This window comes from Ruegeria sp. HKCCSP346 (assembly GCF_017872595.1).
GTDB lineage: Bacteria > Pseudomonadota > Alphaproteobacteria > Rhodobacterales > Rhodobacteraceae > Ruegeria.
Window position 1 is genome coordinate 18,231 of the sequence record NZ_JAEDOT010000009.1, and the last position, 25,976, is coordinate 44,206.

Genomic DNA, 25,976 nt, shown 5'->3' on the forward strand with positions numbered 1-25,976 from the left:
GTGTTACCCCACCAAACCGCGTCGAAGCAGGTTCAGGCCCGCGATCAGCAATACCAACAAGGTCGCCTTGCGAAAGCTTGCCTGATCAATACGGTCCTGCAGCTTCATGCCGATCCACATCCCGGCCAGGGCCGGAACGATCAGGGCTGCCGAAAACTCAAGTGTTTCTGCATACAGAATGCCTGATCCAAGATGTGCGACCAGCAACAAAACCGCCCCCAAACCGTAGATTACGCCCTGAATTCGAATCTGTTCGGTCTTGGGGGTGTTCAGCGCCGTCAGATAGGCAACTGTCGGAGGCCCCCAAACTCCTGACATGCCGCCAACAAACCCAGCCAAGCCACCAACCACAGCCTCGACTGCGGTCGAGGGTTGGTTCAGCGCCATTCTGAACCCAAGAACCTGTAACAGCGCAAAAACTGACACAAAGCCGCCCATCAGAACCAGAAAGACAGACCCTGGGATCAATGCGACCAACTGTGCGCTCAGCAGCAGAAGAAGACCGCCAACAACAAGGAAGACCCGAAAGCGCCGAATCGAGGCAAACGCGGCGACACGGCCACCGCGAAGGGCCTGCAGCCCATTGGTCACCAGCGTCGGCAGGATAAGTCCCGCCAGGGTCAGATCCGGCGGCAGAAATGAATTCAACCCTGATACCAAAATCATGGGCATCGCGAAACCAACCATGCCCTTGACCCAACCAGAGGCAAACGCGATTGCCATGGCCAACAACAGTTCCTGCGGGGAAAGAATGGAAAACAGGGTCATGCCCCCTAGATATCATCTGGATTTTCTTCTGCATTGCAAAAATGGTGGGGTAATTTTTGAACTTTTTCGCAGCGTAATAAGTATTTTTGTTGCGCTGCACGTGCAGCATGATATGACCAGACGACCGAGGAAAGGACGCGATTCATGGCCCACGACGGACAGGATATGACCGAGATGACAACTGCTGCAGTTTTGCCCGATCTTCTGAATTTGACCCGGGCTGCCCTACCCGCGGTAGAAGCTGTTTTTGAAAAAGCCCGTGAATCCGTGCGCGACATGGTCTCGGCGGATGGCCGTATCTCTGGCGCTCTGATCGAGGCAAACCAGACCGCCGCGCATGGCCTGGCCTGGCTGGCCACGTATAACCAGTCGCTGCAACAGATGCAGCGCTGGGCCGAAGCACTTCAGGCCGAAGGCAAGTTCGGTGAGGTCGAGCAGTTGCTTCACCAGATCGCCTTTGGCGAGTACCTGCATCAGGTCGCAGGCGGCATCCCGATGAACCAGGGCGAAGTCGTGCGCCTTCAGGATATGGGTCTCGGCTGGGATGCGCTGTCGGGCTTTCAGTCGTCCGAAGTACAGACCTTGATGGCGCAGGCGAATTCACAAGCCGCACGCAGCCGTTTGGTCGAGCTGATGCAAGATCAGGCCGGCGCCACAATGTTCGGCGCGTCGGGCCTGGACGAAGAACTGGAAATGATCCGCGACCAGTTCCGCCGCTATGCGCAGGAAAAGGTCGAACCGTATGCCCATGAATGGCACCTCAAGGATGAGCTGATCCCGCTGGAAATCATCGAAGAACTGGCGGAAATGGGCGTTTTCGGGCTGACCATCCCGGAAGAGTTTGGCGGTTTCGGACTGTCCAAAGCATCCATGTGCGTCGTTTCCGAAGAACTGTCGCGTGGCTATATCGGCGTCGGCTCGCTGGGCACGCGTTCGGAAATCGCGGCCGAGTTGATCATTGCCGGCGGTACGGACGAGCAAAAAGCCAACTGGCTGCCAAAACTGGCCAGCGCTGAAATTCTGCCGACGGCTGTCTTCACTGAACCCAACACCGGCTCGGATCTTGGCAGCCTGCGCACCCGTGCCGTGAAGGACGAGAACGGTGATTACCGGATCACCGGCAACAAGACCTGGATCACCCACGCCGCGCGGACCCATGTCATGACGTTGCTGGCGCGGACCGATCCCGACAGCACCGATCACCGCGGCCTGTCCATGTTCCTGGCGGAAAAGACACCCGGCACGGACGACAATCCCTTCCCCACCCCCGGCATGACCGGTGGTGAGATCGAGGTTCTGGGATACCGCGGCATGAAGGAATACGAGCTGGGCTTTGACGGCTTTCACGTCAAGGGTGAAAACCTGCTGGGCGGTGAAGAAGGCAAGGGTTTCAAACAGCTGATGGAAACCTTTGAAAGTGCCCGTATCCAGACCGCCGCGCGCGCCATCGGCGTGGCGCAAAGCGCGCTGGATATCGCCATGCAATATGCCGTCGACCGCAAGCAATTCGGCAAATCGCTGATCAACTTCCCGCGTGTCTCGGGCAAGCTGGCAATGATGGCGGTCGAGATCATGATCGCGCGCCAGCTGACCTATTTCAGCGCATGGGAAAAAGACCACGGCCAGCGCTGTGATCTAGAGGCCGGTATGGCCAAGCTGCTTGGCGCGCGTGTGGCCTGGGCTGCGGCGGACAACGGGCTGCAAATCCACGGCGGAAACGGCTTTGCACTGGAATACAAGATCAGCCGCGTTCTGTGCGACGCGCGTATTCTTAACATTTTCGAAGGGGCGGCCGAGATTCAGGCACAGGTCATCGCACGACGTCTGCTCGGGTGACCCATTCCGGCAGCCCTGTTTCCCCGACTGGCCCGGCGCTTGCGCCGGGTCTTTTTCCTGTTTTGTACAATCTGTACGCGGTCCGAACCATGCAGAGTGTGTTTTGTACAAAACATACCATCGCCCCTCGTAGCCCGCGTGACGGTCACAAATGACCCACGTGTTTCAAAACTTCCCCCTTTGATCCCGCCCCTTTCACCGGTAGAGCATCAGCCGAACACGAGACGTCGAAATTAACTTTTGGGATACCGCATGACCCGATCTTTCCTTGCCATGTGTGCTGTTCTTGCGGCTCTTGCTCTGGCGGCTTGCACCACGTCTCAACCGACGGTGAGCCGGAACGATATTGATGCGCTGGCTCAGTCGATCCAGGCGCTCGGGTCGGATGTCGATCCGGCCGAGGCTCAGAGGGCGGCCACAATCGCCTATTCCTACTCGCAGCAGTTGGCACGGGATTGGAATGTCACCGACCCGGCTATCATCCACAACGCCAAGGTCATCAACGGGTTCCGCGAAAAGGGCCTGTGCAATGACTGGGCCGAAGCGATGACCAAACGCTTGCGGCAGGAAAATTTCCAGACGCTGGACCTGAACTGGGCCACGTCGCCGCCGACCCCGTTTCGCATCATCCACCATTCGGCATCGATCAGCGCCAAGGGGGACACAATGTATGACGGTATCATCCTCGACCCATGGCGCAACAGCGGTGCCTTGTTCTGGGCGCCGGTGCGTGAAGATACGCGCTATAACTGGAAACCCCGGCAGGAAGTGCGTGCGCAACTGCTGAACGGGTCTCTTCCTTACTGATCCGGTTCCAACAACATCCCCTATGCGCTAAGACCCAGCCATGACTCGTCTGATCCTGACCCTGCCCTTGTTGGCACTGTTCCAATGCGACAAGGACGAAACCGTCGCCGCCTATGGTGCGGCGGACCAGATTTGGGTGCTGCAGGAGATCGATGGTCAGCCCTATGAGGCGAGCGCTCTGCTGCGGTTTCCGGAAGAAGGCAGGATTGCCGGCAACGCTCCTTGCAACAGCTATGACGGAACACTCAACGCGCCTTACCCTTGGTTTGAGGTTCAGAACCTCAACGCGACGCGCGCCGCCTGCGCGGGACTCGAGGCGGAAGGGGTCTACTTTGCCGCCCTCATGGCCATGACCCAATCCGAGGTGTCAGGCAATGTTCTGATTCTGCGCAATGAGGACGGGCACGAGATGGTGTTCACAGCCGCCGAGTGACCTGATCCACGAACCGAGCCCGCGCTTCGGGCAGCGGATTATGCCCCAAAGACGGAGCAACGCGGTGCTCCAGGAAATATCCGGTTGTGCGCAGGGCCTCTGCGACCTCGGCATCGGGCGCAGTGCCCTCACCTCGCAGACAAGGCGGCAGAGGCAACAGCTTGTCAGCCCATTCCCCGGCGCCATTGGCGCTGACGGAACGGCCTGTTTTGGGGGATACATAGATCAATCCTTCGGTCACACCGGTCACGGCGCAGGCTGTCAGATCAAGGCCAAAGCCAAGTTCGTCAAGCAACGCGAGCTCCCACCGCAGATAGGCCAGAGGCCAGACCTCGTCCTGCCCCAACAGATCCATCAACTGTTCCGTCCGGGAATAAAGCGCGGGGTGTGGTTCCCGTTCGGGCAGACAAAAGGACAACAGCGAAACGACCGCGTTCAGCCCGGACAAGGCCAGCCGCCCTGAAAAAGCGGCTGCCGCGCGGGACCGCAGGGGTTCGACCTGAAAGGTGCCGATATGTTCTTCCAGCCGCGCACGCCACAGCACGTCCAATTGCGCCCCAGGTTGCAGGATCGGCGCGATCTTGCGGCTGGTCCCGCCGCGCACCACACCTGCGTGGCGCCCGTGGCCTTCGGTAAAGACCTCGATGATCGCCGCTGTTTCACCATGGCGGCGTAATGTCAGGAGTATTCCGTGATCGCGCCAGTCCAAAACCTGACCCTGTTGCTGGTTTGGTTGGTTCGCAGAAAATCCCAAGCGACGTTGGCACGCAAGAGCGGAAGTGCTTCAACCCCTTTTCAGCGCGTGTTCTTTTCCGAAGCTGCCATAGTTTTGTGACTTCGCGCCACCCGGCTTGTACGTGTTTTTACGACCCCCAACTGCGCTTCAACAAAAGGGGCCGCAGCATGATCGATGACGAACCGAAACCCGCCACATATTACGACGAACTCGAAATCTGGACACCGGATCCAACGGCGGCAGACATGCAGGTCTATGAGACATTTGCGTCAGCCATCGTCGAACTTGTGCAGGTTTTGGATGACAACAAGCCGATGTTGTCGAGGGATGTCTATGCACGCTTTTCTGCCTCTCTGCTGCACCTGTCCAGGGTGTTGGGCGAGTACGAAGACGGGTGGAACGGCGGACATGGCGCGTAATCCCAAGACATGCAAAGACTGAAGGGCAGAGCATCGGCTTTTCATTGCAACGGTCCAGTCCGATATAGCGACCAGACCTGACCACGGTGGATTCCGTTGTGCCTCAAAATGAACCCGCCGCCATTCCTCAGATCACCAATGTGCCCCGGAGCGCGCTACCCTGAAGTGCGACTTTTGTTAGAAAACAACATGTTATCTAATGAGAGGATATTGCCATGGGAGCTGTTTATTCGCAACTGTCGCTGTCTGAACGTCGTAGAATAGAAAACTGGTGGCACGCGAAGGTCCCTGTCGCTGAAATGGCGCGGGTTCTGAAGCGCCACAAATCAACGATTTTCCGTGAAATCAAACGTAACTTCTGGGCGGATGACTCCGTTCCTAAGAATTACGCTGGTTACTTCGGATCCGCCGCTCACTTGCAGTCGCAGAAACGTCGTTCCGTTCAACGCAAGCTGATCCGTTATCCTGGTCTCTGTCAGCGTGTCATCGCGCGCCTTAAGAATGGCTGGACACCAGAGCAGATTGGCAATCGCATGATCTATGAAGGCGTCAAGCTGCGGGTCTGCCAGGAAACGATCTATCGCTACATCTATTCCAAGGAAGGCATGGCACAAGAGCTGTGGTGGTATCTGCCAGAGCATCGCAAGTCCCGTAGACCACGTCGTGCCAGAAAGCGTCAGGCTCCAAAATTTGATCGAGATGTCAGCATTCTCTTTCGACCTGATGATGTTGCCCACAGACGCCAGTTTGGTCATTGGGAAGCTGACTTGATCCTGTTCAAACAGAAGCTTGGACAAGCTAATGTCACATCGCTAGTCGAGCGCGTTAGCCGCTTCACAGTGTTATTGAAGAACCCCAACAAGCGCACGAAGCCCGTCATGGGAAAGATCATGAAAGCTGTCCGTGACCTGCCCCACCTAGCGCGGAAATCCATCACGTTTGACCGCGGTAGCGAATTTGTCAGCTGGCCGCACCTTCAGGCAGAGATCGGAACGCAGACCTGGTTCTGTGATCCATCCAGTCCGTGGCAGAAAGGCACCGTTGAAAACACCAATCGCCGGGTACGAAGATGGTTGCCCCGCAAGCGTGACATCAGGACAATGAAAGATCACGACCTGAAGATGCTCTGTGACCGTCTCAACAACACGCCCCGCAAGTGCCTCGGATGGAAGACGCCGGCAGAGGTCTTCAGAGAAAAGATGCTGGAGGAATTGCGGTGAGACCCCTACCCTGAAGCCAACAAAAGTCGCGGTTCAAGTATCGCTCACACCGGCAGAACGCGCCTGCTGCCCCTTGGTCGATGGAAACCCCGTCTGTCGTCCGGGGTATCGCCAACTGCGGGCAAAAGAATGCGTTGCTTTAATCCCGTTCAGGCCATAATGTTCTACTTATGTTCTAAAACGGGATTCCTAAAATGTCTCTTAATTACGTCATGATCGGTTCCAACGACGTTGCCAAGGCACGCAGCTATTACGACGCGGTTATGCCCCGGATCGGCGGAAAGGTCGTCGCTGAGTATATGCCGCATGCCGTATGTTATGAGCTGCGCGGCGGCGGATGCATATGGGTCGCGACACCGTTCGACAAAAAAGACGCGACGATCGGCAACGGAAACATGGTTGGCCTGCTGTGCCAAAGCACAGAGGAAGTGCGTGAGGCGCACGCGGCCGCGCTTGCAAATGGCGGAACAAACGAAGGTGATCCGGGGGACCGCCCCCAATATGGCCCAAACTTTTTTGGTGCCTACGCACGCGACCCCGATGGGAACAAGATGAGCTTTGTCTATTTTGGCGACGCGGATTGATGGCCCCGAGCATCGTCTGCGACCGCGAACAAGAAAGACCCAAGCCAGCGTGAAGTTCAGAACGTCACACCCGCATGAACCAGAATTCCTATGACCATCAGCAGGTTCAGCACCATCGAAATACCGTTGCCCACATAGATGGGCAACTTGCCGACCACCAGACCATATGCGAACCACAGGAAGGACAGCCCGGCATAAAGCGACCAGGACAGAAGCGACTGACCAGTAGCGTGTTCGGAATGGGTGAAGTAGAGCTTGATCAGTTGCGGAAGCGTGGCAAAAGGACCAACAACCCCGACAAAGACCATGAAGCTTTCGAAACGCTGCATCCAGTGGCCGAGTTCCGATTTTTCCAGTTTCTCAGCAAGCGTTTTAGCCACGAAAGCACCTCTTGGTTGCGCCTGTCCACAGGGCAAGCCAGCCCTGCCAGTGTAATTGCCGGGGTAAAATAGTCATTTTGGTCTCTGCGTCAAAGACCCGTCTGTACCGTGGTCACTCCAGCCCTTCTTCGCCCAGCAGGTGCCGCCCCTGCCGGTCTTCGACCTCGATCACCCAGAGGTCGGGGTCAAAGCTGCGTTGGCGCTGAATGGCCTGGTCCACGTCACCTTCAAGGCCGGACGAGAGTTCGACCCATTTCCGTTCGCCACTCATCAGATCAAAGCTGCGTTGGAAGGCAACGGCCTGCCCGTTTAGTGTGTTCAGCTTGACCAGAACTGCGCCTGCGGTGTCATCGCCATGGGCAACCACATAGGCCGGGATATCCTGAAATCGCAGCCGCGCCAGATAGGCGTGAACCCAGAATTCCGCCGTCAGCCGCGTCATGCGTTTCCGTCTTTGAAATCCAGCCCCATTTCCGAATACCGCTCGGATTCTTCCAGCCAATTGGGCCGGACCTTCACTTGCAGGAACAGGTGAATCCTGCGGTCGAGGAATTCTTCCAGCTCGGCCCGTGCGGCCTGACTGACGGCCTTGATCGTCTCGCCCTTCTTGCCCAGAACGATGCCCTTGTGGCCGTCGCGCATGACATAGATGACCTGATCGATCTTGGCAGAGCCGTCTTTGCGCTCTTCCCAGTTTTCGGTCTCGACGGTCAGTTGATAGGGCAATTCCTGATGTAGACGCAGGGTCAGCTTCTCGCGCGTCATTTCGGCGGCGATCATGCGCAGGGGCAGATCGGCGATCTGGTCTTCGGGATACAACCACGGGCCTTCAGGCAGTTCAGAGGCCAGCCACTTGCGCAAGTCCTCGACGCCGTGTCCCTTTTCAGCAGAGATCATGAAGGTTTCGGCAAACGGGTAGCGCGCGTTCAGGTCACTGGTCAGCGCCAGCAGCTTCTCGGACGGCACCTTGTCGATCTTGTTGATGGCCAACGCGATCGTGCGGCCCTGCCCGATCTCTTCCAGACCTTCAAGGATGCGCTCGACGCCTTCAGTAATGCCACGATGCGCCTCGACCATGAGCACAACGATGTCGGCATCCGCGGCCCCGCCCCATGCGGCGGCGACCATGGCGCGATCCAGTCGGCGGCGGGGTTTGAACAGGCCCGGCGTGTCGACGAAGACCAGTTGCGCGTCGCCTTCCATCGCCACGCCGCGGATACGCGCGCGGGTGGTCTGCACCTTATGCGTCACGATCGACACCTTGGCCCCGACCATGCGGTTCAGGAGGGTGGATTTGCCCGCATTGGGCTCTCCGATCAGGGCGATAAATCCGGCGCGTGTGGTCATGTGTCTGGCAATCCTGTCTGCAACTGCGCCCCCCTATAGCAGAAAGGGGCGGCGGGCCAGAGGGATTTGTCGCATTGCAGCCCTGCGCTTGCAGTGGCAGGACAGGATTAGATGCCCAGCCAGTTCCAGCCCGGCAGCAAATCCTTTCAGTGAGGTTGTCATGAAACGTCGCGAGTTTCTTCTTGGAAGCGGTGCCGCCGCTGGTGCGTTTGGGTTGGGCGGATGGTCGCTGGCGGCAGGCAATGCGGCGCAGGAGCTGGTGCTGCAACCCGCCAGTTGCCGGCTGCGCGAAGGGCTGACCACAGGGATGGTCAGCCTGTCGCCCGATGCGCCGCCGCCGATTCTGTATGGGCGGCAGGGCGAGCCTATGCGGCTGAGCGTTCGCAACACCTTGCCGGATTATACCTCGATGCACTGGCACGGGCTGCGCATTCGAAACGGGATGGACGGGGTGCCCTACCTGACCCAAATGCCCATCGGCGAGGGCGAAAGTTTCGCCTATGAGTTCACGCCGCCGGATGCGGGCACGTATTGGTATCATCCCCATTGCATGACGATGGACCAGATGGCGCGCGGGCTGACCGGCGTGATGGTGATTGCCGAGCCGGACGAGCCGGGGTTCGACAGCGAGCAGGTGGTCAATCTGCGGGATTTCCGTCTGGACGAGAATGACGCGTTCCTGCCGGCCTATACGGCGCGAGGTGCGGCGCGGGCGGGCACGTTTGGCACGGTGCAGACCGCCAACTGGCAGAGCGAGGCGGTCTATGAACACACGGCGGGTAGTCTGGTGCGGCTGCGGGTGGTCAACACAGACACGACCCGCATCTATAGGTTGCATCCTGAGGGGGCCGAGACCCGGATCATCGCCTGGGACGGGCATCCGGTCGAGATCGATCTGCCGGTGCCAACGGCGGACGAACCGCTGTTGCTGGGCCCCGGTCAACGGGTGGATATTGCCGTCCGGATGCCCGAGGGCGAAGGGCAGTCGGCGGACCTGATAGCCAAGTTTCCCGGTCAACCACATCGCGCCATGGCGCGCTTGCGGGCGACCGGCACATCAGCGGCGCGCGATCTGAGAGAGCTGCGCCCATTGCGTGCAAACCCTGTCGCGCGCCCAGATCTTGATCAGGCCGAGTTGCATGAATTCGTGTTCGGCTGGACCCCGGAAGGCGGCGCCCCGAATGACGGGTTCTGCGGGTCGTTGGGCTATAGTTTCTGGTCGATCAACCGCACACCCTGGCCGGGCGATGCGGCGCAGGAAACCGGGCCGCTGGCCGTGCTGCAACGGGGCAAGAGCTATGTTTTGCGATTGCGCAATGAATCGCCCAATCTGCACCCGATCCACCTGCACGGGCTGGCCTTCGTGCCGCTGCGATCCAACCTGCGCACCCTGCCACCGCTGATGACGGACACGATGCTGCTGTTGAAGGATGAGGTGGCGGATATCGCACTGGTGGCGGACAACCCCGGCGACTGGGCGTTTCATTGCCATGTGATCGAACATCAGAAAACCGGGCTGACCGGGTTCATTCGCGTGGAGTGATCAATGAAAACCGTCGGCCCGACACCGGACCGACGGATAGTACGGGTCAGATCACGGGTGACGGCGCAGGATGGGGTTCAGCACGGCCACAAACACGATACCGTACAAAACGTGTCCGATCAGCGCGACCCATGTGATGCCGACAAAGTTCAGGAACGGTGGCAGACCGGCAAAGGTCGTGACACCTCCGATAGCAAACACCCACAGACCGAAACCATAGATTGCCGAGGCTACAAAGATGTGGGCCGGACCCAGAACCTTGACCCAGATTGGCTGGAAAATAAGGAACCAACCCAAAGGATAGGCAATCAGGCCGACAATGTAGAAATGCACAAAGAAGCCCAGAAAAGCGTTGCTGGGCAGGCCCAGACTGGACAGCAAACTCTGCGCCAGACCTTCGGGTGACAGGTTGGCCCAGCCGATCCCGGGACTGACAACCTGCCCCCAGAAATCGAAGGCCATGGTTGCCACAAACCCGGCAATGAACAGAAAGCCGATATTGACGAGCGAGAGTTTTGCACGTTGCATTAGATTGCCTTTTTTATGTTGTTTTCTGAGTGCTTTGACCTGCCGTAGCCTGACTGGTGCCAAAACGACTGATACCCAGATACAGGTCGCCTGTCGTGGCTTCTATAGTCTTCAAGTTAGATTGAAGTTTGTGACAGGCCGAGCTTAAACTGAGATCAGCCGACCCGCTCCAGCAAGGCCTTGGCGGCCGCCTGTTCGGCCTGGCGCTTGGAACCTGCCGTGGCTTGTGCCTCGGTTCCGTCCTGAAGGCGGGCGGCGATGGTGAAGACGGGGGCGTGGTCGGGGCCGCTGCGTTTGACCTCGACATAGCTGGGTGGTTTCTGGCCGCGCGCCTGCGCCCATTCCTGAAGCGCGGTTTTGGCGTCGCGGGCGTCGGCCTCGACCTTGTGGATGCGGTCCCCCCAGAGGGCGAGGATGACATCGCGGGCGGCCTCAAACCCCGTATCCCGATAGATGGCAGCGATCACGGCCTCCATCGCGTCGCCCAGCAGCGCTTGCTTGCGACGGCCACCGGACAGCATCTCGGACCGGCCGAGTTTCAACACCGCGCCCAGGTCAATCTGGCGGGCCACGTCAGCGCAGGCTTCTTTGCGGACCAGTGCGTTGAACCGTGGGGCCAACTGACCCTCGGACGCCTTCTTGTCAGCTTCAAGCAGCGCAGTGGCCATAACAAGGCCCAGCACCCGGTCTCCCAGAAACTCCAGCCGCTGATTGTCGGGGCGGGTGGACGAAGACACCGAGCCATGGGTCAGCGCGCGCACCAGCAGTTCGGGGTTTTTGAACTCATACCCCAATCGCCGCTGGAACGCCTTTATTTCAGCCGAGAGCTTCAATTGACCGCCTTGAAGAACCGATCACCGCGCCATGTCCAGAAGAACAGCATCGAACGGCCCGCGGACGAGAACATGATCCGGTCGGCACGACCGATCAGGTTTTCGTAAGGCACGTATCCGACACCACCGGCAGATTGCGGCAGACGGCTGTCGCTGGAATTGTCACGGTTGTCACCCATGAAGAAATAATGACCCTCGGGCACGGTATAGATGCCGGTATTGTCCGATGCCTGGTTGCCGATATTCAGCACGTCATAGGACACACCGTTGGGCAGGGTTTCGATCAGGCGCGACTTTTCACAGGTACCACCGATTCCAACAGGGCCGTTTTCACAGCGGGGGCGCAGGCGCTGCGGGCCTTGCGGTTCGGCAATTTCAGTAAACACGCCGTCGGGCTGCTGAGGAACCGGAGTGCCATTGAGGATGATCTGGCCATTGCGGACCTGGATCCGGTCGCCCGGCAACCCAATCAGGCGTTTGATATAATCACGCCCGGTGACCGGATGGCGAAAGACGATGACATCGCCACGTTCGGGATCACCGCCCCAGATACGGGTATTGTCTTCGCCCTGCATCCAGCCACAGATATCTTCGGCATCCACGTTCAGGCCGACGCTGGGGATGATCAGGCTGGGGCAGGATGCGTAGGAATAGCCATAGGCCATCTTGTTGACGAAGAGGAAATCGCCGATCAGCAGCGTCTGCTTCATCGAGCCCGAGGGGATCCAGAACGGTTGAAAGAAGAGGGTGCGGAACACGCCGGCAATCAACAGCGCGTAGACGATGGTCTTGATCGTCTCCCAGACGGGATTTCCGGTTTTGGCGTCCTCGGCCATTCTGCTCGCTCCAGTTCTTTGCTTGGCTTCGCTGCTACATGCGGGGGGGATGGGGGCAAGTCAAGGCTGCGCGGGCTGATCTTGAACCGGACGCGCCTCGATCACCACAAAAGCCTGCGCCCAGGGGTGATCATCGGTCAGGGTGACGTGGATGATCGCCTCGTGCCCGTCGGGGGTCATTTCCTTGAGGCGCTCGGCGGCCCAGCCGGTCACGTGCATCACCGGTTGGCCGGTGCGCAGATTGGTGACGGCCATGTCCTTCCACGAAATGCCCATGCGCAGGCCGGTGCCGAGCGCTTTGGAACAGGCCTCTTTCGCGGCCCAGCGTTTGGCATAGGTTCCGGCCGTATCGGCGCGGCGTTCGGCCTTGCGCTGTTCGGTGTCGGTGAAGACCCGGTTGCGGAAGCGGTCGCCGAACCGGTCGAGCGTGCCCTGGATGCGGTCGATGTTTGCGAGGTCTGTGCCGATTCCGAGGATCATGACAACCGCACCGTGAGGATCTTGTAACTCGCCACCCCGAAGAACCCGGCAAAGGCGAAATCGAACCAGCGGCGGGCGCGGCGGTAGGTTCGAACCAGGCGTTCGGAGGAAAACAGAAACGCATAGCCGATAAAAATCATCAACGATCCAGCATAGAGCATGGTGAAATAGCCCAGCAGCGTCGACAGGCTGGCATCGCTGGGGGCGACGATGGCATAGATCGAGCCCCAGCTAAGGATCGCCTTGGGGTTCGTCAGGTGGATGGCGGCACCTTTGGCGAAGATCGTCGGCAGCGCGCCCGTGACCGGCTTGCCCAAAGCGACCTCATCCGCGGTCATCGCGCGGCGCAAGGCCTTGAGGGCCAGCCAACCCAGATAGGCCACGCCGACATAGCGGATCACTTCGAACACCCAGACATTGGCCAGCATGATCGCCGACAGGCCAAGCGCTGCGGCAATGCCCCAGGCGGCGGACCCGGCACAGATGCCCAGCGCGAAGACCAGACCAGCGCGGCGGCCTTCGTTCATGGCGGTTCCGGCAATGCCCATCGTGGCGGGGCCCGGAGAGCCCCCGGCCATCAGCCAGGCGAACCAGATGGCGACAAAGCCGGGGGTGATCACGCGCGCGCCTCGTCCATCAGGCGACGCATTGCCTGAATGGCCGGGGTCATGCCCAGAAAAATCGCCTCGCCAATCAGGAAATGACCGATATTCAGCTCTTTTACTTCTGGGAAAGCGGCAACCGGTTTTACGGTGTCATAGGTCAGGCCATGGCCCGCATGAACCTCGAGCCCAAGCGAATGGGCGAAGGTGGACATCTGGCGCAGCGACTCAAGCTCGCGTTCGGCATCTTCCATGCGACCTTCGGCATGGGCGTCGCAATAGGCGCCGGTGTGCAGCTCGATCACTTCGGCACCAATGCGATGCGCGGCTTCGATCTGACGCTGATCGGCGGCAATGAAGATCGACACGCGGCAGCCGGCCTCACGCAGGGGCGCGATGAAATGCGCCAGCTTGTTTTCCTCGCGCGCGACTTCAAGCCCGCCTTCGGTCGTGCGCTCTTCGCGCTTTTCAGGCACGATGCAGACCGCGTGAGGCTTGTGGCGCAGGGCGATTTTCTGCATCTCGGGCGTCGCGGCCATCTCAAAATTCAGCGGCACCGACAGAACCTCCATCAACCCGTCGATATCGGCGTCCGAGATATGGCGTCGATCTTCGCGCAGATGCGCGGTGATGCCATCCGCCCCCGCTTCTTCCGCCAGTTTGGCAGCGCGCAGCGGATCTGGATAATCCCCACCCCGCGCATTGCGCACGGTGGCCACGTGATCGATGTTCACACCCAGACGCAGATGGTTCTCAGACATCACTCGATTCCTTTTGCATGTTTCTGCCCGAGCCTAGAGGCTCTGCCGAAGAAACGGCAGCCGAATCTTCGGCCAAACGCTTGATTTCCTCGAACTTCGCCTTGATCCTGGCGCGGCGGCGCTGCTGATACGTCAGGATCAGCGGCAGGCTGAGGTAATAGCAGATCACCCCCGCAACGACGCCCGGAATGATCCCACCGATCATATAGGGATAGAAGACGTCATCGTAGAACTGCGACAGCCCGTGCCAGTCGGCCACGCGATCCGTAAACAACGCCAGAAAATTGTTCTTGAGGTCCCCTATGGCGCTGGCGAATTTGCCCATCAGCCCTTGTGTGTCGCCTTCTTCGTATTCTGTCCCCAGCAGGAAATGCCCAGTCTGAAGACAGATCACCCCGATCGGAACATAGGTGAGCGGGTTGCCAAAAAACGTGCCGCTGAGCGCGGCCAGAATATTTCCCTTGATCAGCCGGGCACCGATGGCGGCGACAAGAAAATGCAACCCGTAAAACGGCGTAAAGGCCGCGAAAACACCCGCCCCTATACCGCGCGCGATCCGGTCAGGGGTATCCGGCAAGCGCCGGACGCGGTGTTTCACGTAATGGAAGGCGCGGGTCCATCCGCCACGCGGATAGACGAAATCCGATGCAATCTGGACTGGAGAGCGTCGGTCTCGGCGCTTGAATACCACCCGTGATCACCCCTTCTCAGCCAGCCGCGGTCGCGGTTTTGGTCCGGTCCCGATAACGTTCGACCGCTGCAACGTCGCTTTCCGCCTCCAGCATCAGCATGAGTGAATGAAGCTGTTCAAGGTCGCGCAGTTCGACATTGATCAGAAGGCGGTAAAAATCCGGTTTGCGGTCAACAAATTCCAGGTTCGAGATATTGGCCTTTTTCTCGCCGATCAATGTGCAAATACGCCCCAGAACCCCGGCATCGTTGCCAATGGTCAGATCCAGCGTCGCGCCATAGACGGCCGGGTGCGTGCCCGAATGCCAGTGCAGATCGACCCACCGGTCAGGTTCGCCTTCGAACTCGCTGAGCCGATCGCAATCGATGGCATGCACGACCACGCCCTTGCCCCGATAGGTGATACCGACGATACGTTCCCCCGGCAGCGGCTGACAGCAGGGGGCCCGGTCGAACTTCTGCCCCGGCTCCAGGCCAATCACCGCACGGCGCAGCGGAATGGCGTCGCCGTCGTCCTTGGCAAGTTCGGGATAGACGGCCTGAACCACCTCATGTGCGGTCAGTTCGGCGCTGCCAAGGCGGGCCAGCAGCTCGTGCCGGTCTTTCAGGCGCAGGTGTTTTGCTGCGGTATCGAGCGCCTTGTCGGTCGCCTTGCGGCCCACGTGCTCGAACCCGGAACGGGCAAGTTCCTTGCCCAGCTTGATGAATCGTTCCCGATCCACTTCGCGCAGGGCGCGGCGAATGGCGGTACGCGCCTTGCCGGTGACTGCAATCTCCAGCCACGTGACCTGTGGCGTCTGACCATCGGCGGTAATGATGTCCACGGACTGGCCATTCTTGAGCCGTGTCCAGAGCGGAACGCGGATCCCGTCAACCTTGGCCCCGACACAGGCATGACCGATCCGGGTGTGAATGGCATAGGCAAAATCGATCGGCGTCGCGCCACGCGGCAGCTTCACCACGTCGCCCTTGGGGGTGAAACAGAACACCTGGTCCGAATACATCTCGAGCTTGACGGCCTCGAGGAAGTCTTCGTGATCTTCCTCGTTGTCGAACTGCTCGGTCAGATTGGAAATCCATTTGGCCGGGTCGACGGCGAACGGGTTCTCGGTGCGCACACCGTCGCGATAGGACCAATGCGCCGCGACCCCGGTTTCGGCCACGTCGTGCATCTGGCGGGTGCGGATCTGGACCTCGACCCGTTTGCCGTCCCGGCCCGACACCGTGGTGTGGATCGAGCGGTAACCGTTCGATTTGGGCTGGCTGATGTAGTCCTTGAAGCGCCCCGGCACCGCGCGCCAGCGCTGGTGGATGGCCCCCAGGGTTCGATAGCAGTCTTCCTCGGTCTGGGTGATGATGCGGAACCCATAGATGTCGGACAGGCGCGAAAAGCCCTGATCCTTTTCCTGCATCTTGCGCCAGATCGAATAGGGTTTCTTGGCTCGGCCGAACACCTCGGCCTCGATCCCGGCCTTTTCCAACTCGTGCCGCATGTCGCCAGTGATGCGATGGATCACGTCGCCGGTTTCGCGTTGCAGGGTGATAAAGCGACGGATGATCGACTGGCGGCCTTCGGGATTGAGAACACGGAAAGCCAGGTCTTCCAGTTCCTCGCGCATCCACTGCATACCCATCCGGCCCGCAAGCGGTGCGTAGATGTCCATCGTCTCGCGGGCTTTGACGATCTGTTTTTCGGGACGCATCGCCTTGATCGTCCGCATGTTGTGCAAACGGTCGGCCAGCTTGACCAGGATCACGCGCAAGTCCTTGGACATGGCCATGAACAGCTTGCGGAAGTTCTCGGCCTGCTTGGTCTCGCGACTGGACAGTTGCAGATTGGTCAGCTTGGTGACGCCGTCGACCAGTTTGGCGACTTCATCCCCGAAAAGTTCAGCCACCTTGCCATAGTTGGCCTTGGTGTCTTCGATCGTGTCGTGAAGCAGCGCCGTGATTATGGTCGCATCATCCAGACGCTGTTCGGTCAGGATGGCGGCAACGGCAACGGGATGAGTGAAATAGGGCTCGCCGGAATGGCGGAACTGCCCTTCGTGCATCTGCTGGCCAAATTCATAGGCCAGCGCAATGCGGTCAGCATTCGTCTTGGGATTGTAGTTGCGGACCAGCGCAATCAGATCGTCAGCAGAAATCATCCGGTCCGCACCTTCGTCTTCAGGGCTTACCCCTGCCCTTGAGCCTCCATCAGAGCGCGCAGGAGCTTCTCTTCCGACATGTCGTCCATGGCGGGTTTGTCCGTTTCGGCACCCATCAGCAGCGCCATCTGATCTTCTTCGGGCTCATCAACCTCGATCTGGGTCTGGTTGGCTTCGATCAGACGCTCGCGCAGTTCGTCCGCGCTTTGGGTTTCATCGGCGATCTCACGCAGAGACACGACAGGGTTCTTGTCGTTGTCGCGGTCAACGGTAATCGCTGCACCGGCGGAAATCTCACGCGCCCGATGGGCGGCGAGCATCACCAGCTCGAACCGGTTTGGAACCTTGTCTACGCAATCTTCAACCGTCACGCGGGCCATTGGGCGCTCTCCGTTTCTGAATCCATGTCAGGAAGGGGTTTATCTAAGCGCGAATCCGCGCCTTGACAAGCAGGAAATGCTGCATTTGCACGGATCACAGCGCCGTGACCGCCGCAACCTCTACCGCGGGAAGGGTCTGGATCATCTCGCAGACCGTGCGACCCATAACCGGATGACGCCAGTCGGGCACGATATCGGCCATCGGCACCAGGACAAAGGCGCGATCCTGAAGGCGCGGATGCGGCAAGATCAACTGATCCGGTGCCTCTTGCCTTTGCGCGTCGGTCGGCAGGGTCCGCCAGCGATCAAACGTGACTCGATCCGGCAGGACCTGATCTTCGAAACAGACCAGATCCAGATCCAGCGTCCGCATCCCCCAGCGCTGCACCCGTTCACGCCCGAATTCCTGTTCCACCTCGTGCAGCACCTGCAACAGCTGCGACGGAGATTTCTCCGTCGCAATCAGCGCCGCAGCATTCACATAATCCGGGCCGGCCCCGGCGGGAAAGCACGGGGTGGAAAAAAAACGACTGACGGAGCGAATCACCACATCGTGACGCGATAACGCGTCAAGCGCGTTCTGAAGTGTTACAGCAGGACTATTTCCTCTCAAATCGAGATTTGCGCCCAGCGCAACAACGGCATTTGGCATGGATTTGCTCATGTGATACCCTACATTCGACCCATTGCATACTTGCGATAATCGACAGAAGTTCTAATTATAGGCGTACCAGAGCGCGTCATTTTATCACTCACTCACTCACGTAACGCGGCACGCACTGGATTATACCGGAAGGGAACATTTATGTTTTATAAAGACGAACGGCTAGCGCTGTTCATCGACGGCTCGAATCTTTATGCCGCGGCAAAAGCACTCGGTTTCGACATTGACTACAAACTTCTGCGGCAGGAATTCATGCGCCGCGGCAAGCTTCTTCGGGCCTTCTATTATACAGCGCTGCTGGAAAACGACGAGTATTCGCCGATCCGCCCATTGGTTGACTGGCTGCATTACAACGGCTTCACCATGGTCACGAAACCGGCCAAGGAATACACCGACAGCATGGGGCGTCGGAAAGTCAAAGGAAATATGGATATCGAGCTGACCGTCGATGCCATGGAACTGGCGCCGCGCGTCGATCATATCGTGCTGTTCTCGGGTGATGGGGATTTCCGCCCGCTGATCGCCAGCCTGCAACGGCAGGGCGTGCGCGTATCGGTGGTTTCGACAATCCGCAGCCAACCGCCGATGATCTCGGACGAACTGCGCCGCCAGGCCGACAATTTCATCGAACTGGAAGATCTGCGCGATGTCATCGGTCGCCCGCCGCGTGAAATGCCGACGGAGCATCGCAGCGTCGCTGTTGCCAGCAACAGCTGACAAGGCGACAAGCCTGTCATGATGGGGAAAAAAATTGCGCGGTCAGGACATCAGTCCTGGCCGCGCTTCTTTAACAAGGTACAGGTGCTTAAACATCACCCTAGTAGCAACGATTCGTGTCAGATGAATGACGATGTCCTGTCTGGACCAAGGCCGGGAAAAGACTTACCTGTGCCACAAGGAGACAGCCTGATGAAAAAGCCGCCACTGACACTTTACCTTGCCGCCCCACGCGGGTTCTGCGCCGGTGTGGACCGTGCCATCAAAATCGTTGAGATGGCTTTGCAGAAATGGGGACCACCGGTCTATGTGCGCCACGAGATCGTGCACAACAAATTCGTGGTCGATGGCCTTCGCGCCAAAGGGGCTGTGTTTGTCGAAGAATTGCAGGAATGCCCCGATGACCGCCCGGTGATCTTTTCCGCCCACGGGGTGCCGAAATCCGTTCCCGCCGAGGCTGCCCAGCGCGAGATGATCTATGTGGACGCCACCTGTCCTCTGGTTTCCAAGGTGCATGTCGAGGCTCAGCGCCACGCGGACGCGGGGTTGCAGATGATCATGATCGGCCATAAAGGCCATCCCGAAACCGTGGGCACCATGGGGCAGCTGCCCGAGGGCGATGTGCTGCTGGTCGAGACCGTGGACGACGTGGCCACGGTGCAGGTGCGTGACCCGGATAAGCTGGCCTTTGTCACCCAAACCACCCTTTCGGTCGATGACACCAAGGATATCATCGCCGCCCTTCAGGCCCGGTTCCCGGCCATTGTCGGACCGCACAAGGAAGATATCTGTTACGCCACCACCAACCGGCAGGAAGCGGTGAAAGCCGTGGCCCCCAAGGCGGACGCCTTGCTGGTAGTAGGCGCGCCGAACTCATCGAACTCGCGCCGTCTGGTCGAGGTTGCCTCGCGCGAGGGGTGCCAGTACGCGCAGCTGGTCCAGCGCGCCACCGAGATTGACTGGCGCGCGCTCGAGGGTATCTCGACCGTGGCTGTCACCGCAGGCGCGTCGGCCCCGGAGGTTCTGGTAAACGAGGTGATCGAAGCGTTCAGCGCGCATTATGATGTCACCGTCGAGCCGGTCGAAACCGCCGTTGAAAACGTCGAGTTCAAAGTCCCCCGCGTGTTGAGGCAACCGGCGTGAACGGAGTGCCGAAAGCGCCGCTCTGTCTTGGGCTGGCGGGACTGATTCCGTTTGTCTGGGGCGCCCTGACCTATCTGAATGGCGATCTGAATGCCTGGGGCGCGCAAACCTTTGGCCCGCGTTTCGTGGGCCCTTATGTGCAACTGTTCTATGGATCAGTCATCCTCAGCTTCATGTCCGGTGTACTCTGGGGTTTTGCCACCAAGACATCGGGCAGCAAGGCGGCCCTGTGTTATCTGTTGTCGGTTCTGCCCGCGCTTTGGGCCTTTGCCATGACAGGTGGTGGGCCGGTGAATGCGGGCACCAATCTGATGTATGGGTTCGCTGGTTTGTTGTTGCTGGATGCCCTGTTTTCCTACTGGCGCCTGACACCGGTCTGGTGGATGCGGTTGCGCATCCTGCTGACCGCGGTCGTATTGGCCAGTCTTGCAGTCGGAGTCTATCTGTGACCGATGAACGTACGATCACCGCTTATACCAACAGGGTGGCGGAATATCTGAAGATCCCTCTGCCGCCCGAGCAGCTTGAGGCCCGACAGGCTTTTGCTGATGCAGTCGGCGCAGGCGGCTATGTGCTGGATTTGGGGTCCGGGCCGGGATCGGACAGCGGGTTCCTGATGCGTCAGGGGCTGAAGGTTCGCGCGCTGGATGCCACGCCGGCCTTTGTCGAACATGCGCGGGAAAACGGTGTGGATGCTTATCTGGGTACGTTCGATGACGTCACCGAGACAGCCGAATATGACGGTGTTTACGCCAGCTTTTCCCTGCTGCACGCGCCGCGCGCTGATTTCCAGCGGCATCTGAATGCGATCCACAGGGCTCTGAAACCCGGTGGACAGCTGTTTCTGGGGATGAAGCTGGGCACTGGTGAACATCGGGATGATCTGGATCGTTATTATTCCTATTACACGGAGGCCGAGATCGAGGACGCCTTGAACAAGGTCGGTTTCACGATTGACCGCGCAGTCCATGGCATGGGCAAAGGCCTGGCCGGATCGTATGACGGATATATCCTGGTGTTCGCCCATGCCTGAATTGTTTGCCTATACAGACGGTGCCTGTTCCGGAAACCCCGGCCCCGGAGGCTGGGGCGTGCTGTTGCGCGCGATGGACGGGGACAGCGTTCTGAAAGAGCGTGAGCTGAACGGGGGCGAAGCCGAGACGACCAACAACCGGATGGAGTTGCTGGCCGCCATCAGCGCCCTTGAAGCGCTGGAGCGACCGTCGAAGATAACCGTCGTCACCGACAGTGCCTATGTGAAGAACGGCGTCACTGGCTGGATTTTCGGTTGGAAACGCAACGGCTGGAAAACCTCGAACAAGAAACCGGTCAAGAATGTCGATCTTTGGCAGCGTCTGGACGAGGCGCAGGAACGGCATGATGTGACATGGGAATGGGTCAAGGGCCACGCAGGCCACCCCGAGAATGAAAAAGCTGATGAGCTGGCCCGGGCCGGAATGGCGCCGTTCAAACCGAAAAAGGCACAGGCGTGACCGCGCTGACGCTGCTGGACTATGCCTCGGTTCTGATCTTCGCGTTGACGGGGGCACTGGTGGCCAGCCGTGCCCAGCTGGATCTGGTGGGATTTGCCTTCATGGCCTGCCTGACTGCCGTCGGGGGCGGCACTGTACGAGACCTTTTGCTGGACCGTCACCCGATCTTTTGGGTCGGGCAGCCGGATTACATCCTGATCGCAGTCGCGGCGTCGGTCCTGGTGTTCTTTACCGCACATCTGGTGGAAAGCCGCTATAACTGGCTGGTCTGGCTGGACAGTTTTGCACTGTCAGTGGCTGTTGCGGCCGGAACCGGCGCGGCATTGTCGCTGGATCAGTCCGGGGTCATTGTCGTTTTGATGGGTGTGACGACCGGATGCCTGGGCGGGCTGATGCGCGATGTGGTCTGCAACGAAGTGCCGCTGGTGCTGAAACAAGGTGAGCTTTATGTGTCCTGCGCCTTTACAGGTGCCCTGACGGCGGTTCTGGCTGCCCGATTGGGGACAGAGCCTGCGTTTTCTCTGGCTCTCTGCGCCTTGGTGTGCTGGGCGTTGCGTGCCGGGTCGTTGATGTTTGGCTGGCAATTGCCGGTCTACAAAAGCCGTCCGCCGCGCAACTGAGCCCGATAGTGGACGCCAAAGCGGCTGGCTGATACCCCTTTTGAAAGCACAGCCCGGAGGCCAACGTGACATTCAGACTTGCATCCATCACAGCCTGCCTGGCCCTGCTCGCCTCATGCGGCGCGTATTACACCCCTGTCAGTTTTGTTGCGCAGGACGACCAGATCATCGCCTCGGGCACGATTGACGAGACAACGCTGTCTGCCTTTGAGGAAGCGACAGCCCAAAACCCCGAAGCCCGCACTTTGGTTCTGCAATACATTGAAGGATCGGTTGATGATGACGCCAATGTCATCTTCGCCCGCGAAGTGCACAGGGCCGGGTTCGATACCGTTGTTCCATCGAACGGTCTGGTTGCCAGCGGCGGCACCGATCTGTTCCTGGCCGGAAACCGCCGCGTGCTGCAACCGGGGGCCTGTGTCGGTGTCCACAGCTGGGCCGGGTCGGGTCTGGTGGCGACCGACTTGCCCGAGGACGATCCCGAACATGACCGATACCTGGACTATTTCAAGGATATCGGCGTGGACGAGGAGTTTTACTGGTACACTCTGTTCGCAGCCCCGGCCGACAGCATCCACTGGATGACCGCCGCCGAGGCGAACCGGTTCGATTTGACCACCAGGGGTGCTCCGGCACTTGGGTCTGCGACGGTGTGCGACGAACGGTAAGTCAACCGTTCAGCAAGCGCGCGCCGATTTCCTTGACGAATTTCGCGGCCACCATCGCCGTCATGCCATAGGGGTCGCGATGCGGGTTGAGCTCGACGATATCCGCCCCGACCAGTTGACCTTTGAACCGGTGGATCAGGTCGATAACCTCGCGCGTGCTCAGCCCACCGGGTTCATAGTGCGAGACGCCCGGGGCAAAGGCCGGGTCCAGCGCGTCCAGATCAAGGGACAGATAGACCGGGCCATCGAATGAAATCTGCAAGTCGGGGCGCCAGTTGCGCATGTCGATCACCTCGACGCCGAACTTGTCGGCCTGTTCGCGCTGATGGGCGTTCATGGTGCGGATGCCGACCTGCACCAGACGCTTGACCGGGCAGGTCTCCATCACCCGCGCAAAGGGGCAGCCATGGCCGAGCGGGCCGATATCCTGCGTGTCGTACAGATCCGGGTGGCTGTCGATATGCAGGATGTTCAGGCCTTCGTACCGATCTGCATGGGCCTTGATCAGCGGATAGGCCACGGAATGGTCGCCGCCCAGCGACAACAGGCGTGCGCCGGTTGCGATCCGCTTCGCCGCTTCGGCCTCGATCCGGTCAATCGGTTCCTGCCCGCGCATTTCGAACACATCCAGATCGCCGGTATCCCTGAATTTGGCGCTTTCACCCAGATCGGTACCATCTTCGGCGGTCAGGTTGGCGGCACCGGAATGCAGCGCCTCGCGGATGCGTCCGGGTGCGAAGGCCGGCCCTTGCAGGAACGAGGAATGCAGATCCAAAGGAACACCCATCAGAGCGACATCACCCGGCTTCAAATCATACGGCATCATCATTCCCCTTTTTCGTTGAATGTGATCTGGACGGAGGAAGGGCGCCGGGTCAAGGGGTTAGCGGCGCAGGTAGGTCTGCCAGATCCAAATCACAAGCAAGGCGCCCAGAACCGCCCCGACAAAACCAGACAGCCACCCCATAACGGTAACAAGAAACCGCAGCAGCGCCCCTCCGATCAGGGCCCCCACGATACCGATCAACATGGTCGTCGGGATATCCGCCTCGATCCGCATCAGGCGGGTGGCCAGAAACCCTGCCGCTGCACCGATGATGATCAGGGCGACGATTGGCATGTCACTTCCTCCAGTGGGTCGGCACGATGATCAGGGCACCAACAGAGGAAATCACCGCATCCAGCCCCGGAGGACCAAAGCTGATACCGAACATGATACGGACGAAATAGAACAGGAACGCCCCGCCCACACAGATGATGATGGATTGCAAATAGCCGTTATGGGTGAAACCGGTTTGTTCGGACAGATACCCGACGATCCCGGCAACCACGACAGTGCCCATCATCACCATGAACATATGGCTTTACTCCGAAGACATCCGGGTGCCGATCGGGATTGGCCAGCCCCGCAGGAACGTTTCCTTATCCTGCGCGCCTTTGCCCGCCCTTTGCAAGCGCAGCAGTTCTATGGCGCCCTGCCCGCAAGCCACATACAGATCGTCATTCAGAACTTCGCCCGGCGCGCCCTGCCCTTCGGCCAGACGCGAAGCGAGGAGTTTTACCCGGTTGCCGTCGATCTCGGTCCAGGCCCCGGGAAAGGGCGACAGCCCGCGGACCTGCCGATCGACCTCAACCGCCGGGCGCGACCAGTCCACGCGGGCCTCGGACTTGTCGATCTTGGCGGCATAGGTGACACCAATCTCGGGCTGCGGATCAGGGGTCAGGCCGGGCAGCTTTGCCAACGCCTCAACGATCAAGGCCGCGCCCATCGCCGAGAGCCGGTCATGCAGTTTCGCAGTGGTTTCCTCGGGCCCGATATCGGTGGCCTGCCGCAACAGAACGGGGCCGGTATCAAGGCCCGCCTCCATTTGCATGATACAGACGCCAGTTTGCGCATCGCCCGCCATGATCGCGCGGTGGATCGGAGCCGCCCCGCGCCAGCGCGGCAGCAGGCTGGCATGAATGTTCAGGCAGCCATGAGCCGGCGCATCGAGGATGGGCTGGGGCAGGATCAGCCCATAAGCCACAACCACCGCCACATCCGCGTTCAGTGCCGCAAAACTGTCCTGCTCCTCGGCCGGTTTCAGCGAGGTTGGGTGACGCACGTCCAGACCCAGCGCTTGGGCACGCGCGTGGACCGGTGTCGGGCGATCCTTCTTGCCCCGCCCCGCCGGGCGCGGGGGCTGGCAATAGACGGCGGCGATCTCATGCCCGGCCTCGACCAGCGCATCCAGAACCGGCACCGAGAAGTCCGGGGTTCCCATAAAAACAACGCGCATCTTTACCCCTGTTTCTTGGCTTTGCGCAGCAGCATGTCGCGTTTGACCTTGCTGAGCCGGTCAAAATACATCCGGCCATTCAGATGGTCGATCTGGTGCTGGACACTGGTGGCCTCGATGCCGACAAAATCGCGACGGTCCACCACGCCCTGCTCGTTCAGGAATTTGACAGTCACCGCGCGCGGGCGTTTTACCTTGGCCGACACGCCCGGCAGGTTCGGACTGGCTTCTTCATGTTCACGCAGTTCGATCGAGCTGTGCAGGATTTCCGGGTTCGCCAGACGCACGGCCTTGCCCCGCTCGGCCGACCCATCGACCACGGCCAGACGCAACATCACTCCGATCTGCGGCGCGGCCAGACCGACACCGGGCATGGCCTCCATCGTGTCGATCATGTCCTGCCAAATCCGGCGAATGTCATCGGTGATTTCAGTCACCTCATCCGCCTTTGTGCGCAAGCGTTTGTCAGGCCAGGGCAGACAGGTGCGGACGGTCATGCGCGCGCCCGTTCACGTTTGAGCTTTTGCATCTTGCGGGTAATCATCTGCCGTTTCAGCGGTTTGAGGTAATCGATGAACAGCTTGCCGTTCAGATGGTCGATTTCATGCTGCACGCAAGTTGCCCAAAGACCGTCGAACGTCTCCTGTCGCAGGTTTCCCTTCTCGTCCATCCAGGTGACATCGACCACCTTGGGGCGGGTCACTTCGGCATATTGATCCGGGATCGACAGGCATCCTTCTTCGTATACATTGGTTTCCTCGGAAGAGGCGATGACCTCGGGGTTGAACATGATCAGCGGGCGCGGGGTCTCGCCTTCTTCCTTGATGCAATCAAGCACGATCAACCGTTCCAGCACACCGATCTGCGGGGCGGCAAGGCCAATCCCGGGCGCGTCATACATGGTTTCCAGCATGTCGTCAGCCAGCGTGCGCAGCTCGTCCGTCAGGTCGGATACGGGCGCGCAGACCTTTTTCAGGCGGGGATCGGGATGGATCAGGATAGTGCGTTTCATGAGGCTGATTTAGGCCATCCCGCCCCGCGCCGCAACGCCCCCCTTGC

General features: G+C 59.7%; 35 protein-coding genes. 14 read left to right on the top strand and 21 right to left on the bottom strand.

The window, feature by feature from the left end; all coding sequences use genetic code 11:
- Window positions 1-3: 3 nt before the first annotated feature.
- The gene (locus I9185_RS18120; RefSeq protein ID WP_171637544.1) at window positions 4-768 is read right to left on the bottom strand and encodes a sulfite exporter TauE/SafE family protein; all 765 of its coding nucleotides are present in this window, start codon (window positions 766-768) and stop codon (window positions 4-6) included.
- A gap of 144 nt (window positions 769-912) precedes the next feature.
- Between I9185_RS18120 and I9185_RS18125 the strand changes: the two genes are divergently transcribed.
- From I9185_RS18125 to I9185_RS18135, 3 genes are all read left to right on the top strand, one after another.
- Complete coding sequence (locus tag I9185_RS18125) at window positions 913-2,604, top strand: acyl-CoA dehydrogenase family protein (RefSeq protein ID WP_210093768.1); 1,692 nt, start codon at window positions 913-915, stop codon at window positions 2,602-2,604.
- A 252-nt stretch (window positions 2,605-2,856) separates the two neighbouring features.
- Complete coding sequence (locus I9185_RS18130) at window positions 2,857-3,411, top strand: hypothetical protein (protein ID WP_171637548.1); 555 nt, start codon at window positions 2,857-2,859, stop codon at window positions 3,409-3,411.
- Window positions 3,412-3,451: 40 nt separating this feature from the next.
- Complete coding sequence (locus tag I9185_RS18135; RefSeq protein ID WP_171637551.1) at window positions 3,452-3,844, top strand: META domain-containing protein; 393 nt, start codon at window positions 3,452-3,454, stop codon at window positions 3,842-3,844.
- Here I9185_RS18135 and recO read toward each other — a convergent pair.
- Complete coding sequence (gene recO / locus I9185_RS18140) at window positions 3,828-4,553, bottom strand: DNA repair protein RecO (protein WP_171169330.1); 726 nt, start codon at window positions 4,551-4,553, stop codon at window positions 3,828-3,830. The two genes, I9185_RS18135 and recO, sit on opposite strands and share 17 nt — an antisense overlap.
- A gap of 194 nt (window positions 4,554-4,747) precedes the next feature.
- Here recO and I9185_RS18145 point away from each other — a divergent pair, with 194 nt between their 5' ends.
- From I9185_RS18145 to I9185_RS18155, 3 genes are all read left to right on the top strand, one after another.
- Window positions 4,748-4,999: a hypothetical protein gene (locus I9185_RS18145; RefSeq protein WP_171637553.1), complete on the top strand. Its 252-nt coding sequence runs from the start codon at window positions 4,748-4,750 to the stop codon at window positions 4,997-4,999.
- Window positions 5,000-5,214: 215 nt separating this feature from the next.
- The gene (locus tag I9185_RS18150; RefSeq protein WP_210093769.1) at window positions 5,215-6,219 is read left to right on the top strand and encodes an IS30 family transposase; all 1,005 of its coding nucleotides are present in this window, start codon (window positions 5,215-5,217) and stop codon (window positions 6,217-6,219) included.
- 194 nt (window positions 6,220-6,413) lie between these two features.
- Complete coding sequence (locus I9185_RS18155) at window positions 6,414-6,803, top strand: VOC family protein (RefSeq protein WP_171637555.1); 390 nt, start codon at window positions 6,414-6,416, stop codon at window positions 6,801-6,803.
- Window positions 6,804-6,859: 56 nt separating this feature from the next.
- Here I9185_RS18155 and I9185_RS18160 read toward each other — a convergent pair whose 3' ends face one another.
- From I9185_RS18160 to era, 3 genes are all read right to left on the bottom strand, one after another.
- Window positions 6,860-7,183 (bottom strand): SemiSWEET transporter, encoded by a 324-nt coding sequence (locus I9185_RS18160; RefSeq protein ID WP_171637557.1) that lies wholly within the window; start codon window positions 7,181-7,183, stop codon window positions 6,860-6,862.
- A gap of 112 nt (window positions 7,184-7,295) precedes the next feature.
- Window positions 7,296-7,625, bottom strand: a complete 330-nt coding sequence (locus tag I9185_RS18165; protein WP_171724856.1) for a DUF1491 family protein — start codon at window positions 7,623-7,625, stop codon at window positions 7,296-7,298.
- Window positions 7,622-8,530: a GTPase Era gene (era, locus tag I9185_RS18170; protein ID WP_171169156.1), complete on the bottom strand. Its 909-nt coding sequence runs from the start codon at window positions 8,528-8,530 to the stop codon at window positions 7,622-7,624. Before era ends, I9185_RS18165 begins: the two co-directional genes overlap by 4 nt.
- Window positions 8,531-8,690: 160 nt before the next feature.
- Here era and I9185_RS18175 point away from each other — a divergent pair, with 160 nt between their 5' ends.
- A complete protein-coding gene (locus I9185_RS18175) occupies window positions 8,691-10,073 on the top strand; it encodes a multicopper oxidase family protein (protein ID WP_210093770.1) in 1,383 nt (460 codons plus the stop codon).
- Window positions 10,074-10,124: 51 nt separating this feature from the next.
- Here I9185_RS18175 and I9185_RS18180 read toward each other — a convergent pair whose 3' ends face one another.
- The 10 genes from I9185_RS18180 to folK all read right to left on the bottom strand — a co-directional run bounded on the left by I9185_RS18180 (window position 10,125) and on the right by folK (window position 17,997).
- Entirely contained in the window at window positions 10,125-10,601 is a 477-nt protein-coding gene (locus tag I9185_RS18180; protein ID WP_171637561.1) for a hypothetical protein, read from the bottom strand.
- A gap of 155 nt (window positions 10,602-10,756) precedes the next feature.
- A complete protein-coding gene (gene rnc, locus I9185_RS18185) occupies window positions 10,757-11,434 on the bottom strand; it encodes a ribonuclease III (RefSeq protein WP_171637563.1) in 678 nt (225 codons plus the stop codon).
- Entirely contained in the window at window positions 11,431-12,270 is an 840-nt protein-coding gene (lepB, locus tag I9185_RS18190) for a signal peptidase I (protein ID WP_171229134.1), read from the bottom strand. Before lepB ends, rnc begins: the two co-directional genes overlap by 4 nt.
- 60 nt (window positions 12,271-12,330) lie before the next feature.
- Window positions 12,331-12,750: a holo-ACP synthase gene (gene acpS / locus I9185_RS18195; RefSeq protein WP_171637565.1), complete on the bottom strand. Its 420-nt coding sequence runs from the start codon at window positions 12,748-12,750 to the stop codon at window positions 12,331-12,333.
- Complete coding sequence (locus tag I9185_RS18200; protein WP_210093771.1) at window positions 12,747-13,370, bottom strand: LysE family translocator; 624 nt, start codon at window positions 13,368-13,370, stop codon at window positions 12,747-12,749. Before I9185_RS18200 ends, acpS begins: the two co-directional genes overlap by 4 nt.
- Window positions 13,367-14,113: a pyridoxine 5'-phosphate synthase gene (locus tag I9185_RS18205; protein WP_171637569.1), complete on the bottom strand. Its 747-nt coding sequence runs from the start codon at window positions 14,111-14,113 to the stop codon at window positions 13,367-13,369. Before I9185_RS18205 ends, I9185_RS18200 begins: the two co-directional genes overlap by 4 nt.
- Window positions 14,106-14,804: a DUF2062 domain-containing protein gene (locus I9185_RS18210; protein ID WP_171724853.1), complete on the bottom strand. Its 699-nt coding sequence runs from the start codon at window positions 14,802-14,804 to the stop codon at window positions 14,106-14,108. The genes I9185_RS18205 and I9185_RS18210 overlap by 8 nt, the downstream gene beginning before the upstream one ends.
- A gap of 16 nt (window positions 14,805-14,820) precedes the next feature.
- Window positions 14,821-16,953, bottom strand: a complete 2,133-nt coding sequence (locus tag I9185_RS18215; RefSeq protein ID WP_171637571.1) for a bifunctional (p)ppGpp synthetase/guanosine-3',5'-bis(diphosphate) 3'-pyrophosphohydrolase — start codon at window positions 16,951-16,953, stop codon at window positions 14,821-14,823.
- Window positions 16,954-16,979: 26 nt separating this feature from the next.
- Window positions 16,980-17,333: a DNA-directed RNA polymerase subunit omega gene (gene rpoZ, locus I9185_RS18220; RefSeq protein WP_117869873.1), complete on the bottom strand. Its 354-nt coding sequence runs from the start codon at window positions 17,331-17,333 to the stop codon at window positions 16,980-16,982.
- Between the two features lie 94 nt (window positions 17,334-17,427).
- Window positions 17,428-17,997 carry a 2-amino-4-hydroxy-6-hydroxymethyldihydropteridine diphosphokinase gene (folK, locus tag I9185_RS18225; RefSeq protein ID WP_210093772.1) on the bottom strand — a complete coding sequence of 190 codons (570 nt, stop codon included), beginning with the start codon at window positions 17,995-17,997 and terminating at the stop codon, window positions 17,428-17,430.
- 141 nt (window positions 17,998-18,138) lie between these two features.
- On the opposite strand from folK, the gene I9185_RS18230 reads away from it, so the two are divergent.
- The 7 genes from I9185_RS18230 to I9185_RS18260 all read left to right on the top strand — a co-directional run bounded on the left by I9185_RS18230 (window position 18,139) and on the right by I9185_RS18260 (window position 22,638).
- A complete protein-coding gene (locus I9185_RS18230; protein WP_117869875.1) occupies window positions 18,139-18,714 on the top strand; it encodes an NYN domain-containing protein in 576 nt (191 codons plus the stop codon).
- Between the two features lie 192 nt (window positions 18,715-18,906).
- Entirely contained in the window at window positions 18,907-19,857 is a 951-nt protein-coding gene (ispH, locus tag I9185_RS18235; protein WP_152457074.1) for a 4-hydroxy-3-methylbut-2-enyl diphosphate reductase, read from the top strand.
- The gene (locus I9185_RS18240) at window positions 19,854-20,306 is read left to right on the top strand and encodes a DUF3429 domain-containing protein (protein ID WP_171642257.1); all 453 of its coding nucleotides are present in this window, start codon (window positions 19,854-19,856) and stop codon (window positions 20,304-20,306) included. Before ispH ends, I9185_RS18240 begins: the two co-directional genes overlap by 4 nt.
- Window positions 20,303-20,890: a class I SAM-dependent methyltransferase gene (locus I9185_RS18245; protein ID WP_210093773.1), complete on the top strand. Its 588-nt coding sequence runs from the start codon at window positions 20,303-20,305 to the stop codon at window positions 20,888-20,890. The genes I9185_RS18240 and I9185_RS18245 overlap by 4 nt, the downstream gene beginning before the upstream one ends.
- A complete protein-coding gene (gene rnhA / locus I9185_RS18250; RefSeq protein ID WP_152457071.1) occupies window positions 20,883-21,350 on the top strand; it encodes a ribonuclease HI in 468 nt (155 codons plus the stop codon). The genes I9185_RS18245 and rnhA overlap by 8 nt, the downstream gene beginning before the upstream one ends.
- Window positions 21,347-21,970, top strand: a complete 624-nt coding sequence (locus tag I9185_RS18255; protein ID WP_171637576.1) for a trimeric intracellular cation channel family protein — start codon at window positions 21,347-21,349, stop codon at window positions 21,968-21,970. Before rnhA ends, I9185_RS18255 begins: the two co-directional genes overlap by 4 nt.
- Window positions 21,971-22,035: 65 nt before the next feature.
- Window positions 22,036-22,638, top strand: a complete 603-nt coding sequence (locus I9185_RS18260; RefSeq protein ID WP_210093774.1) for an alpha/beta hydrolase — start codon at window positions 22,036-22,038, stop codon at window positions 22,636-22,638.
- A gap of 1 nt (window position 22,639) precedes the next feature.
- Here the strand turns inward: I9185_RS18260 and speB are convergent, their stop codons facing one another.
- Genes speB through def (I9185_RS18290) form a run of 6 tightly spaced genes read right to left on the bottom strand, consistent with a single transcriptional unit; the run spans window position 22,640 to window position 25,929 of the window.
- The gene (gene speB, locus I9185_RS18265; RefSeq protein ID WP_210093775.1) at window positions 22,640-23,461 is read right to left on the bottom strand and encodes an agmatinase; all 822 of its coding nucleotides are present in this window, start codon (window positions 23,459-23,461) and stop codon (window positions 22,640-22,642) included.
- A gap of 60 nt (window positions 23,462-23,521) precedes the next feature.
- The gene (locus I9185_RS18270; RefSeq protein ID WP_171637580.1) at window positions 23,522-23,758 is read right to left on the bottom strand and encodes a GlsB/YeaQ/YmgE family stress response membrane protein; all 237 of its coding nucleotides are present in this window, start codon (window positions 23,756-23,758) and stop codon (window positions 23,522-23,524) included.
- A gap of 1 nt (window position 23,759) precedes the next feature.
- Window positions 23,760-23,996: a hypothetical protein gene (locus tag I9185_RS18275; RefSeq protein WP_210093776.1), complete on the bottom strand. Its 237-nt coding sequence runs from the start codon at window positions 23,994-23,996 to the stop codon at window positions 23,760-23,762.
- A 6-nt stretch (window positions 23,997-24,002) separates the two neighbouring features.
- Complete coding sequence (fmt, locus tag I9185_RS18280) at window positions 24,003-24,917, bottom strand: methionyl-tRNA formyltransferase (RefSeq protein ID WP_209835287.1); 915 nt, start codon at window positions 24,915-24,917, stop codon at window positions 24,003-24,005.
- A 2-nt stretch (window positions 24,918-24,919) separates the two neighbouring features.
- Window positions 24,920-25,414 (bottom strand): peptide deformylase, encoded by a 495-nt coding sequence (gene def, locus I9185_RS18285; protein ID WP_171120283.1) that lies wholly within the window; start codon window positions 25,412-25,414, stop codon window positions 24,920-24,922.
- On the bottom strand, window positions 25,411-25,929 hold the full coding sequence (def, locus tag I9185_RS18290) for a peptide deformylase (RefSeq protein ID WP_171637587.1): 519 nt from the start codon (window positions 25,927-25,929) through the stop codon (window positions 25,411-25,413). The genes def (I9185_RS18285) and def (I9185_RS18290) overlap by 4 nt, the downstream gene beginning before the upstream one ends.
- Between the last annotated feature and the right edge of the window lie 47 nt (window positions 25,930-25,976).

Bases quoted from the DNA above. Each gene is read 5' to 3' on its own strand.
- ispH (WP_152457074.1), top strand. From the start codon at position 18,907: ATGAAAAAGCCGCCACTGACACTTTACCTTGCCGCCCCACGCGGGTTC.
- I9185_RS18175 (WP_210093770.1), top strand. From the start codon at position 8,691: ATGAAACGTCGCGAGTTTCTTCTTGGAAGCGGTGCCGCCGCTGGTGCG.
- rnhA (WP_152457071.1), top strand. From the start codon at position 20,883: ATGCCTGAATTGTTTGCCTATACAGACGGTGCCTGTTCCGGAAACCCC.
- era (WP_171169156.1), bottom strand. From the start codon at position 8,530: ATGACCACACGCGCCGGATTTATCGCCCTGATCGGAGAGCCCAATGCG.
- acpS (WP_171637565.1), bottom strand. From the start codon at position 12,750: ATGATCCTCGGAATCGGCACAGACCTCGCAAACATCGACCGCATCCAG.
- I9185_RS18130 (WP_171637548.1), top strand. From the start codon at position 2,857: ATGACCCGATCTTTCCTTGCCATGTGTGCTGTTCTTGCGGCTCTTGCT.
- I9185_RS18205 (WP_171637569.1), bottom strand. From the start codon at position 14,113: ATGTCTGAGAACCATCTGCGTCTGGGTGTGAACATCGATCACGTGGCC.
- fmt (WP_209835287.1), bottom strand. From the start codon at position 24,917: ATGCGCGTTGTTTTTATGGGAACCCCGGACTTCTCGGTGCCGGTTCTG.
- I9185_RS18270 (WP_171637580.1), bottom strand. From the start codon at position 23,758: ATGCCAATCGTCGCCCTGATCATCATCGGTGCAGCGGCAGGGTTTCTG.
- I9185_RS18165 (WP_171724856.1), bottom strand. From the start codon at position 7,625: ATGACGCGGCTGACGGCGGAATTCTGGGTTCACGCCTATCTGGCGCGG.
- I9185_RS18155 (WP_171637555.1), top strand. From the start codon at position 6,414: ATGTCTCTTAATTACGTCATGATCGGTTCCAACGACGTTGCCAAGGCA.
- I9185_RS18125 (WP_210093768.1), top strand. From the start codon at position 913: ATGGCCCACGACGGACAGGATATGACCGAGATGACAACTGCTGCAGTT.
- I9185_RS18215 (WP_171637571.1), bottom strand. From the start codon at position 16,953: ATGATTTCTGCTGACGATCTGATTGCGCTGGTCCGCAACTACAATCCC.
- def (WP_171120283.1), bottom strand. From the start codon at position 25,414: ATGACCGTCCGCACCTGTCTGCCCTGGCCTGACAAACGCTTGCGCACA.
- I9185_RS18120 (WP_171637544.1), bottom strand. From the start codon at position 768: ATGACCCTGTTTTCCATTCTTTCCCCGCAGGAACTGTTGTTGGCCATG.
- def (WP_171637587.1), bottom strand. From the start codon at position 25,929: ATGAAACGCACTATCCTGATCCATCCCGATCCCCGCCTGAAAAAGGTC.
- I9185_RS18230 (WP_117869875.1), top strand. From the start codon at position 18,139: ATGTTTTATAAAGACGAACGGCTAGCGCTGTTCATCGACGGCTCGAAT.
- I9185_RS18145 (WP_171637553.1), top strand. From the start codon at position 4,748: ATGATCGATGACGAACCGAAACCCGCCACATATTACGACGAACTCGAA.
- folK (WP_210093772.1), bottom strand. From the start codon at position 17,997: ATGAGCAAATCCATGCCAAATGCCGTTGTTGCGCTGGGCGCAAATCTC.
- I9185_RS18150 (WP_210093769.1), top strand. From the start codon at position 5,215: ATGGGAGCTGTTTATTCGCAACTGTCGCTGTCTGAACGTCGTAGAATA.
- I9185_RS18275 (WP_210093776.1), bottom strand. From the start codon at position 23,996: ATGTTCATGGTGATGATGGGCACTGTCGTGGTTGCCGGGATCGTCGGG.
- I9185_RS18180 (WP_171637561.1), bottom strand. From the start codon at position 10,601: ATGCAACGTGCAAAACTCTCGCTCGTCAATATCGGCTTTCTGTTCATT.
- rpoZ (WP_117869873.1), bottom strand. From the start codon at position 17,333: ATGGCCCGCGTGACGGTTGAAGATTGCGTAGACAAGGTTCCAAACCGG.
- speB (WP_210093775.1), bottom strand. From the start codon at position 23,461: ATGCCGTATGATTTGAAGCCGGGTGATGTCGCTCTGATGGGTGTTCCT.
- I9185_RS18135 (WP_171637551.1), top strand. From the start codon at position 3,452: ATGACTCGTCTGATCCTGACCCTGCCCTTGTTGGCACTGTTCCAATGC.
- lepB (WP_171229134.1), bottom strand. From the start codon at position 12,270: ATGGCCGAGGACGCCAAAACCGGAAATCCCGTCTGGGAGACGATCAAG.